The sequence below is a fragment of the Microbacterium sp. No. 7 genome, from assembly GCF_001314225.1.
In the GTDB taxonomy this organism is placed as follows: domain Bacteria; phylum Actinomycetota; class Actinomycetes; order Actinomycetales; family Microbacteriaceae; genus Microbacterium.
Map to the genome: position 1 here is coordinate 3,244,695 of NZ_CP012697.1, position 14,658 is coordinate 3,259,352.

The 14,658-nt window shown below is 69.6% G+C and carries 14 protein-coding genes; all 14 read right to left on the reverse strand.

The window, feature by feature from the left end:
- Positions 1-88: 88 nt before the first annotated feature.
- On the reverse strand, positions 89-481 hold the full coding sequence (locus AOA12_RS15115; protein ID WP_054684546.1) for a lipocalin-like domain-containing protein: 393 nt from the start codon (positions 479-481) through the stop codon (positions 89-91).
- Positions 478-1,155 carry a thiamine pyrophosphate-dependent enzyme gene (locus AOA12_RS15120; protein ID WP_054684550.1) on the reverse strand — a complete coding sequence of 226 codons (678 nt, stop codon included), beginning with the start codon at positions 1,153-1,155 and terminating at the stop codon, positions 478-480. Before AOA12_RS15120 ends, AOA12_RS15115 begins: the two co-directional genes overlap by 4 nt.
- On the reverse strand, positions 1,152-1,664 hold the full coding sequence (locus tag AOA12_RS15125) for a thiamine pyrophosphate-binding protein (RefSeq protein ID WP_054684553.1): 513 nt from the start codon (positions 1,662-1,664) through the stop codon (positions 1,152-1,154). The genes AOA12_RS15120 and AOA12_RS15125 overlap by 4 nt, the downstream gene beginning before the upstream one ends.
- Positions 1,665-1,674: 10 nt before the next feature.
- Positions 1,675-2,703, reverse strand: a complete 1,029-nt coding sequence (locus AOA12_RS15130; protein WP_054684558.1) for an ABC transporter ATP-binding protein — start codon at positions 2,701-2,703, stop codon at positions 1,675-1,677.
- Positions 2,693-3,709 (reverse strand): ABC transporter ATP-binding protein, encoded by a 1,017-nt coding sequence (locus AOA12_RS15135; RefSeq protein ID WP_231637100.1) that lies wholly within the window; start codon positions 3,707-3,709, stop codon positions 2,693-2,695. The genes AOA12_RS15130 and AOA12_RS15135 overlap by 11 nt, the downstream gene beginning before the upstream one ends.
- A 61-nt stretch (positions 3,710-3,770) precedes the next feature.
- Positions 3,771-5,348 (reverse strand): ABC transporter substrate-binding protein, encoded by a 1,578-nt coding sequence (locus AOA12_RS15140; RefSeq protein WP_082406293.1) that lies wholly within the window; start codon positions 5,346-5,348, stop codon positions 3,771-3,773.
- Between the two features lie 18 nt (positions 5,349-5,366).
- A complete protein-coding gene (locus AOA12_RS15145) occupies positions 5,367-6,263 on the reverse strand; it encodes an ABC transporter permease (RefSeq protein ID WP_054684565.1) in 897 nt (298 codons plus the stop codon).
- On the reverse strand, positions 6,260-7,267 hold the full coding sequence (locus AOA12_RS15150; RefSeq protein ID WP_054687099.1) for an ABC transporter permease: 1,008 nt from the start codon (positions 7,265-7,267) through the stop codon (positions 6,260-6,262). The genes AOA12_RS15145 and AOA12_RS15150 overlap by 4 nt, the downstream gene beginning before the upstream one ends.
- A 223-nt stretch (positions 7,268-7,490) precedes the next feature.
- Positions 7,491-9,080, reverse strand: a complete 1,590-nt coding sequence (locus AOA12_RS15155; protein ID WP_054684568.1) for an ABC transporter substrate-binding protein — start codon at positions 9,078-9,080, stop codon at positions 7,491-7,493.
- A gap of 370 nt (positions 9,081-9,450) precedes the next feature.
- Complete coding sequence (locus AOA12_RS15160) at positions 9,451-10,968, reverse strand: MDR family MFS transporter (RefSeq protein WP_054684571.1); 1,518 nt, start codon at positions 10,966-10,968, stop codon at positions 9,451-9,453.
- Complete coding sequence (locus AOA12_RS23880) at positions 10,965-11,570, reverse strand: TetR/AcrR family transcriptional regulator (RefSeq protein WP_082406295.1); 606 nt, start codon at positions 11,568-11,570, stop codon at positions 10,965-10,967. Before AOA12_RS23880 ends, AOA12_RS15160 begins: the two co-directional genes overlap by 4 nt.
- 108 nt (positions 11,571-11,678) lie before the next feature.
- Positions 11,679-12,191 carry a hypothetical protein gene (locus AOA12_RS23210; RefSeq protein ID WP_156366523.1) on the reverse strand — a complete coding sequence of 171 codons (513 nt, stop codon included), beginning with the start codon at positions 12,189-12,191 and terminating at the stop codon, positions 11,679-11,681.
- Between the two features lie 25 nt (positions 12,192-12,216).
- The gene (locus AOA12_RS23215) at positions 12,217-13,509 is read right to left on the reverse strand and encodes a hypothetical protein (RefSeq protein WP_156366524.1); all 1,293 of its coding nucleotides are present in this window, start codon (positions 13,507-13,509) and stop codon (positions 12,217-12,219) included.
- Positions 13,510-13,715: 206 nt separating this feature from the next.
- Complete coding sequence (locus AOA12_RS15175; RefSeq protein WP_054684581.1) at positions 13,716-14,549, reverse strand: LmeA family phospholipid-binding protein; 834 nt, start codon at positions 14,547-14,549, stop codon at positions 13,716-13,718.
- Positions 14,550-14,658 lie beyond the last annotated feature (109 nt).

Genomic DNA, 14,658 nt, shown 5'->3' on the forward strand with positions numbered 1-14,658 from the left:
CATCGGATTTTTCACGGTGCAGGGCGCCGGATGACGGAGAATACAACCAGAACGCGTTCTCGTTGTCGTAATCTCCGGCGGAGCGGCGTCAGGCCGGGCCCGCGCGCTCCCAGCGCAGATCGTGCTGCCGGCCGTCCGGCTGCCGCGGAGGCAGCAGCGACAGCTCGCCGTCGTGCAGCTCGAGCCGTCGCACGGCGATCGTGCCGACCATGCTCGGCAGATGCGCGGCGTCGACGAGGGTCTTCAGCGTGGCGTCCTCGACGACGTAGTTGCCGCAGTACGAGGCGTAGGCGCGGACGGCGCCCGGCGGCAGCGCCGTCCGCCCGTCGCTCACCATCGCGATCATGCGGCCGTCGGGGCGCAGGACCAGCCGCCCCATCGGAACGGGACCGTAGGGATCGGGCAGCGGCGCGCCCGACGCGTCCACGGCGCGCACCGCCGTCAGCCGCCACGTTCCGTGCACGTCCTCCGCGGTGATCATGCCGCCCCTCCCCTGCTCTCCCGGCCGCCCGTCTCCCCGCCGTCCGTCTTCCCGCCATCCAGGGACTGCGCCCTCATCGCCGCGAGCTGGGCGGCGAAGCCCGGCGACGACGGCCACGACGACGGCGCGACCTCGCCCTGCCCGCGGATCACGAGGGAGACCAACGCGGGACCGGCATCCGCGAACACCTCGGCGACGCCCTCCAGCTCGGCGGCGGTGCGGTAGCGGACCACCCGCCGGTACCCGGCGGCGCGGGCCAGGTCGCAGAGGTCGGCCGCGCCGCGACCCGGCACCGGCTGCGCCCCGGAGGTCTGGTAGACGCCGTTCTCGAAGACGACGTGGAAGAGGTTCCGGGGCGCGAGGCCGCCGATCGACACGAGCGTGCCGAGCTGCATCAGCAGGCTCCCGTCGCCGTCGAGCACGAGGACGCCCGCATCGGGACGTCCGAGGGCGAGGCCCAGGCCGAGCGCGGCGGCGCTGCCCATGCTGCCCGCGAGGTCGATGTTGCGCTCGTGCCCCTGCCCGGCGGCGGCCCAGGGGGCGATCGCCTGCATCGTCACGACCGAGAGCATCGTGCCGCGGTGCCGTGCCAGCACGTCGACCGCCTCGGTGCGCAGCATCCCCTCGCCCGCGTGGACGCCGCCGCCCGCGTGCACGCCGCCGCCCGCGCTCACGGCTCCCCCGTCTCTGCGCCCACGAGGAGCGCGACGGGACCGCGCTCCTCGTGGGCTCGGGCGACCGCGGCACCGATGTGCACGAGGTCCCCGGGCTGCTCGAGCCGGTGGTGGGGGACACCCCACAGCTCGAGCGTCGGCTCCGTGAGCCCGACGACCCTCACGGCGTGGTCGCGCGAGGGGACGGCGGGGTCGCGGAGGAACTCGCCGACGAGCATCGGCGTCGGCACGCGGGCGTCGAGCGCGATCCCGCGGAGGCTGTTCATGGCCGCGAACAGCCCCGCGTTCTGGATCAGCAGGAGGGGCGCGTGCCCGCCCGCCCACAGCCCGGCCGCCACGGCGAAGGCCTCGTCCTCGGTGCACACCGTGACGAGCACGGGCGACTCCTCCTCGGCGAGCACCGCGAGCAGCGTGCGCTGATGCGTGTCGGGCACGGTCACGACGTGCGTCACCCCGGCGTCGCGCAGGGCGTCGTGAAGCGCGCGGGGGTCGAGACGGCGGGCGGGCACGGCCGGCCTCCTACGCCACGGCGGCGGGCGCGTCGCCGCCGTCCGCGCCGCTCATCTCGTCGACGAGCGGGAAGTGGCAGGCCGCGTACTGACCGGGCCGCACCTCGCGCATCCGGGGCTCCTCGACGGCGCACCGCTCCTGGGCGATGGGGCACCGCGTGCGGAACCGGCATCCGGTCGGCGGGCTGAGCGGCGACGGCAGGTCTCCGCCGAGCGCGGGGCCGGCGAACCCCTTCTCCGGATCGGTGAGGGGCACCGAGTCGAGCAGTCCCCGCGTGTAGGGGTGCGCCGGGTTGTCGTAGACCTCCACGGCGTCGCCGAACTCGCAGGTCTTGCCCAGATACATGACGAGGACGTTGTCGCTCACCCCGCGCACGACGCCGAGGTCGTGCGCGATGAACACGATCGTGAGGTCGAACTGCCGCTTCAGGTCCTCGAGCAGGTTGAGGATCTGCGCCTGCACCGACACGTCGAGCGCCGACACGGGCTCGTCGCAGATGAGCAGGCGCGGGCTCAGCGCCAGCGCGCGGCCGATCGCGACGCGCTGCGCCTGCCCGCCCGACAGCTGCCGCGGCAGCATGGTGGCGAAGCGCTCGCCCGGCAGGCCCACCTGCTCGAGCATCTCCTTCGACTTCGCCTCGCGCTCCGCGGCGGGCCGCTGGGCGATCGTGAGGCCCTCGACGATGAGGTCCTTGACGTCGCGCCGCGGGTTGAGCGACGAGACGGGGTCCTGGAAGATCATCTGGATCTCGCGGCGCAGCTCGCGCATGCGCCCCTCGGAGAGCTGCTCGATCGCCTCGTCGCCGAAGCGGATGCGGCCGCCCGCGATGGGGTCGAGCCGCAGCACGGCGCGCCCCGTCGTGGACTTGCCGCAGCCCGACTCGCCCACGATGCCGAGGGTCTCCCCCTGCAGCAGGTCGAAGCTGATGTCGGCGACGGCTTTGAAGCTGCCGCCCTTCGTGTGGTATTCGACCTCCAGGCCGTCTACCGACAGGAGGGCCTTGTCCCCCCGGAGATGCGCGTTCCCGCTACCGGCCAACGAGCTCACCTTCCTTCGCGTCCGCCCGCAGCACGGGCACTGGGTTCACGCATGCCACCGCGTGGTCGGAGCCGACGGCGTCCATCGGCGGCTGGCCCGTCTTGCACGCGTCGAGCGCGAAGTCGCAGCGCGGCGCGAAACGGCATCCGGCCGGCGGATCGGTCGGCGACGGCAGCGAGCCGCGGATCAGCTGCAGCGGCGAATGCCGCTCGTGGTCGATCGTCGGCGTGGCGCCGAGCAGCGCGTGCGTGTAGCGGTGCCGCGGCGCGTCGAAGACCTGCCGCGTCGAGCCGATCTCCGCGAGCCGGCCCGCGTACATCACCGACACCCGGTCGGTGCGGCCGGCCACGACGGCGAGGTCGTGGCTGATGAGCATGAGCGACATGCCGCGCTGCGTCTGCACCTTGCGCAGCAGGTCGAGCACCTGGCGCTGGATGGTCACGTCGAGCGCCGTCGTGGGCTCGTCGGCGATGAGCAGGTCGGGCTCGCACGCCAGCGCCACGGCGAGCATGACGCGCTGCCGCATGCCGCCCGACAGCTCGTGGGGGTACGCACGCAGGCGCCGCTCGGGATCGGGCACGCCGACCTCCTTCAGCAGGTCGAGCGCGCGCGAGTTCGCCTCCGACCGCGAGACGCCGAGATGCTTGCGCATGCCCTCCGTCAACTGGCGATCCACCCGCACCACCGGATTGAGCGACCGCCCCGGATCCTGGAACACCATCGCGATCTGCTTGCCCCAGACCTCCTCCTGCTCCTTCCGCCTCAGCGAGAGCAGGTCGCGGCCCTGGAAGATCACCTCCCCCGTGCGACCCGACCAGTGGGGCATGAGGCCCATGATGGCGCGCGCCATCACCGACTTGCCGGAGCCCGACTCCCCCACGACGCCGAGGGCCTGGCCCTCGGCGACATCGAGGGAGACGCCGTCCACGGCTTTCACGACACCGCGCGGGGTGCCGATGTACGCGTGCAGGTCACGGACCTGCAGCAGCGGCTGTGTGGTGCTCAATCTCGTCGTTCCTCTCCTCGGCCGGGGCGCCCTGTGCGGGGCGCCCCGGCGCATGGTCCTGTCAGGGCTCGATCCACATGTCGGCGGGCGACAGCGAGCCGATGCCGTACATGCTCATCCCGTGGATGTTGTCGTTCGCCATGTACCCGGCCACCGGGCGTCCGGTGAGCAGGTAGGGGACGAGCTCCGCGAAGCGCTCCTGCACGATGCGGTAGGCCTCGACCCGCTCCTCCGTGTCGGTCGACGTGCTCGCGCGGTCGAGTGCGGCATCCATCTCGGGGTCCGAGATGCGCGAGTAGTTCAGCTCGCCCCGGCTGTGCAGGTTCACCCAGATGCGCGGCCCGGGGTCGGCGCCGAAGAGGACCGATCCCGAGAGCAGCTGGAAGTCGCCGCTCAGCGGCAGCAGACCGACCTCCGAGAGGTCGCGGACGTCGGCCGTGACGGTCACGTTGTCGTACTGCGAGAGCTGCGCCTGCAGCGACTCGAACGTCGCCGTGCCCGTCGCGTAGAACGTCGCGGCGAAGTCGACGGGCTTGCCCTCGGCCGCCAGCTCGTCGAACAGCCGCTGCGCCAGCTCGGGGTCGTAGCCCGGCAGCGGGACGTCGCTGAAGAACGGCGTGCCCTCCACGAACAGCGTCTCCGGCACGATCGCGTAGCCGCCCTGCGACGCCACGTTCATCGCGTCGAGGTCGATCGCGCTGATCAGCGCCTGGCGGGCGCGCACGTCGTCGAACGGCGGCTTGCTCGTGTTGATGGTCCACCCGCCTCCGCCGCCCACGGGGTGCATCACGGCCGTCAGGCCGCCCTCCTCCGCGCGGCCGATGTTCTCGGCGCCCGTCTCGGTCGCAAGATCCGCCTGGCCGCTCAGCACCGCGTTGTAGCGCTGGGAGAGGTCGACGATGCCGCGCAGCTCGATGCGGTCGAGGTACGGGCGCGGCGCGTCCCAGTACTGCTCGTTGCGCTCGAGCACGACGACGTCCTGCCGCGACCAGCTGTCGAGCACGAACGGTCCCGCGCCGATCGGGGCGGCGTCGAACGCCTCCGTGCCCGCCTCGAGCGCCTCGGGCTGGGCGATCCAGTTCAGGTGCGTCCCGAGCACGGCGTGCGGGAAGCTCGGCATCGGATCGGTCATCGTGATCCTCAGCGTGCGGTCGTCGACGACCTCGTAGGCCTCGACGAGCCTCGCCACGCCCACGTCGCCCGACCGGGTCTCGGGGTCGAGCAGGCGCTCCCAGCCGTACTGGATCGCCGCCGCGGTGAACGGCGAGCCGTCGGAGAAGGTGACCCCGTCGCGGATCGTCAGGGTGAAGGTCTTGCCCTCGTCGTCCGTGGCGAAGTCCTCCAGGAGCGAGAACTGCAGCTCCGCGGTCTCGGCGTCGTCGGTCAGCAGCTGCCCGTACAGGGCGTTGCCGAGGACGGTGTTGCCGACGTAGATGTTCCGGATGCGGGCCGGGTCCATGCTCGTCGGGCTCGACACCTCGACGATCTGGGCGACGCCGCCGGCGACCGGCTCCGACGACACCTCCTCCGAGGGCTTCGTCCCTCCTCCCCCGTCGGCGGGGGCGCATCCGCCGAGGAGCAGCGCTGCTCCGGCGAGTGCCGCGACCCAGATCCTCATCGATCTGCGCTTCACAGTCATGTGTTGCCCTTCCTTTCCTCAGTCGTGCATCGTGCGATCGAACTTGATCCGCAGATGGTCGCCCGCGTGGTTGAGCGAGAACACCGTCAGGAAGATCGCCGCGGCGGGGACCATCGTGATGTGCGGGGCGGTGCCCAGGGTGTCGCGGCCGGCGTTGATCATCCCGCCCCAGCTCGGCGTGGGCGGCGGGACGCCCAGTCCGAGGAAGCTCAGCGAGCCCTCCGCGACGATGAGCGCGGCGATCACGAGCGGCAGGTACGCGGTGAGCGCGGGGATCACGTTCGGCAGGATCTCCTTGATCAGGATGCGCGTGTTCCCGGCGCCCATGTTCTTGGCGGCGCGCACGAACTCCCGGTTCGACCACGCGATCGTGTTCGCGCGGGAGAGGCGCGTGAACGTCGGCACCGCCAGCAGCGAGAGGCCCACGAGGAGCGTCGGCACGCTCGGCGTGAAGATCGCCGTGAGCGCGAGCAGCAGGACCATGCCCGGGAAGGCCAGCAGCACGTCCGCGACGAGCGTCACGACGTTGTCGACGCGCTTGCCGAGGTAGCCGCCCAGGAGGCCCAGGGTCGTGCCGATCGTGAATCCCGCGAGGCCGGCGACCGCGCCGATGACGAGCGAGACCTGCGCGCCGAAGATCGTGCGCGACAGCAGCGAGCGCCCGATGCCGTCGGTGCCGAGCAGCAGGTTGATGTCGCCGCCCAGCTGCGGGCTCAGTCGCGGCGGCCCGACCGCCTCGTCGAACGAGGCGATGGGCAGCACGTTGGCGAAGATCGCCAGGAGCACGATCAGCGCGAGCCACGCGTACGAGAGCATCACGATGATGGAGCGCTTCTTCTTGGGAGGCGCGACGTAGGGGACGCGCGCCTCGCTCGTCCGGGCCGACCGCCTCTCGGACACGCTGCTCACGGTCATGCCGCCACCGCCTTCTGTGCGTGCGGTGCGCTCACCGCGGGCTTCTTCTTGCGTGCGCGCGTCGCGGTGCGCACGCGTGGATCGAGGAGTCCGTAGGCGACGTCGACGAGCATGTTGATGCCGACGTAGACCACGGCGATGAAGGTCACGACGCCCTGCACCGTGATCACGTCGCGCGTCTGGATCGACGTCGCGATCAGCAGGCCGAGGCCGGGCAGGCCGAACAGGGTCTCGATCACGATGGTCCCGCCGATGAGGCGGCCCAGGTTGATCCCCGCGATCGTCACGAGCGAGAACGACGAGGGACGGAAGGCGTGCCGGAACAGCACGTAGCTGCGGCTCATGCCCTTCGCGCGCGCCGCGGCGATGAAGTCCTCGCGCAGGGTCGTGATGAGGTCGGCCCTCAGCACGCGGTGGAACGCGGCGATCTCGTTGATCGCGACGGCGACCGCCGGCAGGAACGCGCTGCGCAGGTTCATGGCGACGTCGTCGGCCAGCGGCACCCACCCGAAGACCGGGAAGGCCCGCAGCGTCAGCGCGAAGACGAGGATGAGGATGGGCCCGGCCACGAACGCCGGGGTGGCCAGGAAGACCGAGGTGAGCGCGACGATGCCGCGGTCGATCGGGTTGTTGGGGAACGACGCCGAGAGTACCGCGAGCAGGATCGACGTCGCCAGGGCGATCGCCAGGCCGAGCACCGCGAGCTCCAGCGTGACCGGGAGCCGGCTCATGATGGCATCCATCACGGGCACGCCCGTGACGGGGGACGTGCCGAGGTCTCCCTGCAGGGCGTTGAGCAGCCACGTGCCGTACTGCTCCCAGAGCGGCCGGTCGAGGCCGAGCTCGGCGTTGAGGGCGGCGATGCGCTCGGGCGTCGCGCTCTCGCCCAGGATGACGGCGGCGACCGATCCCGGGGTGAGGCTGAGCAGCGCGACCGTCAGCATCGTGACGAGCAGCACCACCAGCAGGGCGTAGCCGGCACGTCGTGCGATCGTGATCATCATGAGCGGCACCGCGCCTTCTGCATCGGCCGCCGCTCGCGCCGTGCCGCCGTCGCCGCTGTCAAGCTCCGGACTCGGCCGGATCGGGCAGATCTCATCATGGGAACGACTCCCTCGTCGTGGTTGTCACGGTGCATCGGCGCGCCGTCTTCGTCTTCCTCCCCGCGGGGCGGCCTGCACCGGCCGCCCCGCGGAAAGGTCCTTGTCTCCTGGGCTCAGCCGCGTGTCACGGGGCGAGCCACAGGGTGGCGGGCCACATCGAGCCGATGCCGTACCGCGTGATGCCGTTGATCTCGTCGTTGGCCATGACGCCCGCGCTGATGCGCGAGGTGAACACGTACGGGGTCAGCTCGACGACGCGCTCCTGCACGGTCTCGTAGGCCTCGATGCGCTCGTCGAGGTCGGTCGCGTGGCGGCCGGCCTCCAGCGCCGCGTCCAGCTCGGCGTCGCTGATCCGCGTGTAGTTCTGCCGGCCGTCGCTGTGCAGGAACAGGCCCAGGCGCGGGTCGGGCTCGGCGCCGACGAGGATCGAGGTCGTCGTGATCTGGAAGTCGCCGGCGAGCGTCACGAGCCCGGCCTCGGAGGGATCGCGCTGGTCCGCGCCGATCGTGACGTTGTCGTACTCGTTGAGCTGCGCCTGCAGCGCCTCGTACTGGGTGCTCGATCCGGCGAAGAACGTGACCTTGAAGTCGACGGGCTTGCCCTCGGCCGCCAGCTCGTCGAAGAGCTCCTGCGCCTTCTCGGGGTCGTACGTGTGCAGCGGGATGTCGCTGTGGAACGGCGACGCGTCGACGAACAGCGTCTCGGGGATCACGCCGTATCCGCCGAGCGAGGCGAGGTTGAACGCCTCGAGGTCGAGCGCGTACGAGAGCGCCTGCCGGGCGCGCACGTCGTCGAAGGGCGCCTTGGTCGTGTTGAGGCCGAAGCCGGAGCCCGCGTTGAGCGGCAGCGTCTCGTTGAAGAAGCCGCTGTCCTCGGCCTTGGCGAGGTTCTCGGCGCCCGACTCCATGACGAGGTCGGCCTGTCCGCCGATGAGGGCGTTGAAGCGCTGCGAGGTGTCCCACATGCCGCGCACCTCGATGCCGTCGAGGTAGGGGTACGGGTCGTTCCAGTAGTTCTCGTTGCGCTCCAGCGAGACGACGTCCTGACGCGCCCAGTTCTTCAGCACGAAGGGGCCCGCGCCGATGGGGTTGGCGTCGAAGGCCGCCTGCCCCGCCTCGAGCGCCTCGGGCTTGGCGATCCAGTTCATCGTCGTCGGGATGACCGCGCTCGGGAAGTTCGGGATGGGCGTGACGAGGGTCACGGTGAGCGTCAGGTCGTCGACGACCTCCGTGCTCTCGACCAGGGCGGACGTGCCGATGTCGGCGGAGCCCGTCTCGGGCGCCCGCAGGCGGTCCCAGCCGTACTTGACGGCCTCGGCGGTGAACGGCGTGCCGTCGGAGAACGTGACGCCCTCGCGCACCTTCACGGTGAAGGTCTTGCCGCCGTCGTCGGTCGTCATGTCCTCGAGCAGCTCGTAGGTGAGGTCGCCGGTCACCGGGTCGTCGCGCAGCAGCGCGCCGTAGAGCGCGTTGCCGATCGTCGACGCGTTGTACCAGAGGTTCTGCATCCGCGCGGGATCGAGGCTCGTCGGCGTCGCCGGCTCGATGATCTGGGCGATGCCGCCGGCGACGGGCTCGCCCTCGGACGTGGCTCCGCCGTTGGCGCTCTCGCTGCCCTGGGGGGTGCCCCCGTTCCCCGCGCACGCGGTGAGCGTGAGAGCCGCGACGGTCAGCGCCGCGAAGGCGGTGGCGACGGATCTCTTCCTTGAAATCACGGTGTTCCTCTTTTCCTGCTGTGTTCGGACTCTTGCCGGATCGGGCCAGGTCCCGTGGAGCCACGAGGAGAGCTGTCGCGGGCGCGAGCGCGCAGCGACGGACATCTGACTCCCTTGTCGTAGATGCATCGGGTGAGACCACTCACCGTTCGTCACTCGCGGTTGCAGCTGTGCCCCGCGAGGTACCTCGATTGTGCGCCACCGCATCGGGCAAAGTCAAGAATCAGATTCTTGTTTTTATCGTTTCGAGATCTATGATGCGCCCGCGCGCAGGCATCAGGTATCGCAGAATCACAGGCATCCACACGGTGTCGTGTGAACAATCGTGATTCTGTCGAAAAGAAAGAATTGGTTCTGTCTTGCCTGCGGGTCAGCGGCGGTCGATCTCGCGCGCCAGCGGTCTGTGCGACACCAGGCCCGACGCGATCGCGGCGAGCACGCCCAGTGGCGCCATCCATGCGAAGACCGGCGTCAGGGCCTCGTTGTAGAGCCCGGCGACGGCGGTCTGGACCTGTTCGGGGAGGGCGCGCAGCGCCTCGGGCGACGGCAGCACCACGCCCGGCAGTCTCGTGGACATCAGGTTCGCCAGGGTCGCCGTGAACAGGGAGCCGACGACCGCCGTGCCCAGCAGCGCGCCGATCTGGCGGATCAGGGAGTGGGCGCCCGTCGCGGTGCCGACGATCGAGTGCGGGAAGGCGTTCTGCACGACGAGCAGCAGCACCTGCGTCGAGAGGCCGAGCCCCAGCCCGACGATGCCGACGTGCAGCGACACCCACCACACCGACGCGTCGGGGCCGAGCAGGGCGAGCAGCAGCATGCCGACCGCGACGAGGACGCCGCCCGCCACGGGGTACAGCCGGTACCGGCCGGTGCGCGAGATCAGCATGCCCGAGACGGTCGTGCCGACGAGCATGACGACGGCCATCGGGACCATGTGCAGCCCCGCCGAGACGGCGCTGATGCGTCCGACCATCTGCAGGTACGTGGGCACGTAGCCGAGCACGCCGAACATCACCGCGAACAGCAGCAGCGCCGCGACGGTCGACAGCAGGAAGTCGCGGTCGCGGAACACCAGCGGCGGCATCACGGGACTGCTCACGCGCCGCTCGACCAGCACGAGCGCCGCGATCGCGACCAGGCCGATCGCCGCGAGCACGAGGATCTCCGGCGAGGCCCACGCGAGCGCCGTGCCGCCCCACGAGGCGATCAGCGAGACGACGGTGGCGACGACCGCCATGAGCAGCATCCCGCCGAAGTCCAGTCGCGTGCCCTCGGGCCGCGACGGCACCGGGAGCCGGAGCAGGACGATCACGCCGACCGCCGCGATGACCGACAGCGGCACGTTGATCCAGAACGCCCAGCGCCAGCCGGGGCCCTCGGCGAACCAGCCGCCCAGCAGCGGCCCGCCGACGGATGCGGCGGCGAACACGCCGCCGAGGATGCCCGCGTACCGGCCGCGCTCGCGCGCCGGCACGACGTCGGCGACCGCGGCCTGCGAGAGGAGCACCAGTCCCCCGCCGCCCAGGCCCTGCACCGCGCGCCCGACGATGACCGTCTCCATGTCCTGCGCCAGGGCGCCGATGAGCGAGCCGATGGCGAAGGCGATGATCGCCGCGAGCAGCACGGGCTTGCGCCCGTAGGCGTCGCTGACCCGGCCGCACACCGGCATGACCGCGACGCTCGCGAGCAGGTAGGCCGCGAGCACCCAGGGCATCATGTCGAGGCCCTGCAGGCTCGCGACGAGCGACGGCAGCACGGGCGCGAACACCGTCGAGTTGAGCGACGCCAGCAGCATCACGAGCGCCAGCGAGCTGAACAGCAGCACGATGCCGCGGCGCTGGCCGCCGCTCTCCGCCGCTTGCGCGTCGCCGCGCCCCGCCCTGCTCACAGACAGGCCTGCAGCGCGAGCCGGTGCACGCCGAACGCCTCCGAGACCGCCGTCAGGTCGTCGTCCTCGAGCGTGTCGGGCGAGATCCGGTAGGCGAGGCGCACGATGCTGCGCGCGTTGACGAGGAGGATGCGCGCGACGGTCGCCGCGTCGGCGGCCGCCACGATGTCCGTGCCGGCGAGCTCCTCGACGAGGAACGGCACGACGGTCTCGTCGACCTGCACCTCGGTGCGCGCCAGCAGCCGGTCCTCCAGCTCGGGGAACGAGGCGAGCACGTCGCGGCGCCGGCGGTAGACCTTGGCGTCGCCGAGCATCGTGCGCACGACCGCGACGCGCAGCAGTGCGACGCGGTGCAGCAGCGGCTCGTCGCCCGCGCGGAACTCGCGCATGGCATCCTCGTTCAGCGACGGGGTCGACATCCCGAGGATCGCGTCCTCCTTGGCGGCGAAGTAGTTGAAGAAGGTGCGCCGCGACACGCCCGCGCGCTCCGCGATCGCCTCGATGGTCGTCGCGCCCGGCCCCTTCTCCAGCGCCAGCTCGGCGGCCGCGTCATGGATCGCGGACCAGGCCATCAACTTCGTGCGCTCGCGCAAACTTTGCATTAGTGCAGACTACGGACACACGGCACCTCTGTCCAGCCCCGCCCCGCATCGCCCCACGCCCGTCGATCAGCACGACGGCGCCTGTCTCCTGCTCGGGCGCCGATTGCCTTACAGCGCGAGCAGGAGGATGGCGCCCTCTCGGCCCGCGACGCCGCTCGACGAGGCGGGCGTCAGGGCCTGCGCCCGCGCACGGCACTGAACGCCACGCCGTTGATACCACTCCCCGTCGATCAGCACATACGCTCTCGACGCGGCCTCGCTGCACCGCTTCGTCTCGCCGTCGTGCACAACCGTCGCGGGGAGCCTCACGCCGTCGAACGACAGCAGGTCGGCCCACGATTCGTCAAGCACGATCGTCGCAGGCACGAGCGGGGCATCACCGGAGCTCACGCACGAGACCGACTCGACACCGATGACCGCGCGGGCCCTGTCCAGGGTCAGCGGCCGAGCCGAGCCCGCAACACGATCGCACGGCGCGACCGACGGCCCCTCACTTGCCGGGGCAGTCGCGGGCGCACTCGGCTGCGAGGACACGGACAGCGATGGAGACGATCCGTCGTCGCCTACGACAAGATCACAACCCGCGAGAAGAGAACCGCCGACAGCGATGGCCACGACCACCGACCATCTGTACCCGCCCTGCGCCTCATCCACCATAATAAGGCGATCCACTCCATGCACGAACGCCGCTGAGTTGCGTGCAGTAGAAGTTCCTATACACGACAGGACTACTGCCGAGATCACCGCTGAGCGCCGTAACGATCCCCGCCGCGATGACTCCGCCATTTCCGTCAGAGTAGTAGCAAGGGCCACCCGAATCGCCCGGCCGTAGGCCCACAGTATCGGGAATACCATCGAGATTCCCAAAATGGCGCATCATTACCATGTGCCCGGTTACAACAGAACCCACGACCTCACGCACCATCGAGGCCTGAACCTTATAGCGACAGACTTGGGCCGTTGTCGTCCCAGACGTGCATACGTCCTTGCCCGCAGACATCGAGCCCCAGAAAGCACCAGAGATACGCAACACTGAACTGCTCGACAAGGAGCCATTGTAGACGTACCCGCTGTAGGTCGCCCCTCCGAGCAGCATCCAATCGCCATACCTGTACGCATTGCCCGGGTAAGATGTCGTATATTTCCGCCCGACAACATACCCGTTGTTGGTGAAGGAATCTGATTGACAGTGCCCGGCGGTAAGAAGGTATCTCGAGCCAGCATAGACGAGTGGGACACCTGCAGAACACGCTCGTCCGGATCCATAGTTCAATCTCGAGCCCATCCGAAATGGCGGCAGATCTGCAGCCCGAGTCGCGGCAGGCTCAACCCACGCCTCAGCGATTCGCACAGTCACAGGAATATCAGCCGACCGCCCACGATCTCTCGACCAGGACTCGACCATCTGAGAGATCTGAGACTCGCGTTCTTCCAGCGCCCTCTCCTCTTGCGGGCTGAGCTCAACCGAGAGGCCTCCTGAATAGATGTCAGGTGCGATAGAAGTCAGAGCCTGAACTCCCAGCTCGTCAAACAGATAGGTCGCCAAGTCCTGAATCTCAGACATCGAGGCCGCAACACCCGTCACATACACGTCCAGATCTGGATAACTCGCAGATACCCGCTCAATCTCTTTGTCGAGCCGAGATCGCGCCGACGATTCGGAATGAGATGACACGAACAGCATTAAGCCATCATAATTGGAACAGAATGCAATACCGGTGGCAATCTCCGGGTAGCTGGCCAGCATCGCGTTCAACTCAGAATCCAGCCGCGACACGTCACCCTGCTCTGGCCCGAACCAGATTTGAGATCCATACTCGTCACGCTGTATGCATTTCGCCACGACGGCCACATCATTGGGCTCAGAATCGAAGGTGATTCCCGGACCGGAACTAAGAATTGCCCCCAGCACCATTGACGCGAAAAACTTCGTGTGCATTTATACCCCCCGATACTTGCACTCTGCATAACCCGCTCGTTTGCGCCATAACCATCAACACTCCGCAGGTCTGCATGGAATTTAGCACAACTATGCCACCCGTACAACAGACGCACGCATATACAATGTGCTGTCGAAGATCACACGGCCCGAGCCAAGATCAGACAAGATCAGAACAGAAGTTTTTCAAGCGAGTGCCGTGGCGCTCAGTCGCAGACGCCGTTGTCCTGCAGGGTCGGATCGGAGACGATGCGGCCGTCGATCACGGCATCCGCGACGATCTCCTTGCCCTTCACCTCGACGCGGTCGAGCGTGACGCCCGCCGGGAGGTACTGGGCGATGCAGACGTCCCAGTCGCGCACGACCGTGCGCGCGATCGCGCCGAACTGGTCGACCAGCGCCTGCGCCGGGATGTCGGCGCCGCCGACCCGCAGCGAGTCGGGGGTCAGCACGAGGTCTCCGCCCACGGCGCTCGGACGCAGGCTCACGCCCACCGGCACGGTCACGAGCACCTGCAGCTCGGTCTCGAACCGCACGACGGGCTCGTCGAGGGTCACGGTCGCCGCGGGCAGCCCCTCGACGGTCGCGAGCAGGTCGCGCACCTGCTGCTCGTTCAGCCGGAGGGTCGCGGATGCCGTGTCGGCCGCGCCCCCGCCGCGGATCGGGATGCCGGTGCCGTGCACGACGACGGCCCCGGTGAGCGGTCCGAGCGTCACCTCGTCGGAGCTGACGGTGAGCGCGTCGAGGCGCCCCATGATCAGCTGCGGCAGCACCTGCCCCTCGAGCTCGACGTCGAGCTGCTGGTCGGCGGGCAGGTCGAGGGCCTTGATGGTCTCGGTGCGCACGGTGTCCACGACCATGCCGCGCACGATGGGCTCCGCGATGAACCACCCCGCGACGAGCAGCAGCAGCACCAGGACGACCGCGACCCACGGCCAGAGCCGCCTGCGCCGCCGGCGGCGCCGCAGGGCCGCCGAGGACGACCTCGCCGACGGCACTGCCGCGGGCGGCAGCGGCTGCGTGGGGTGCGCGTCGCTCATGCCGTCATCCCCCCGTCCGCATCACCGGCGCAGGAGAAATCACGAGCACAGGAGGATTCCGCGGGAATCGTCCTGTGCCGGTGATATCTCCTGTGCTCATGAGGTGCCT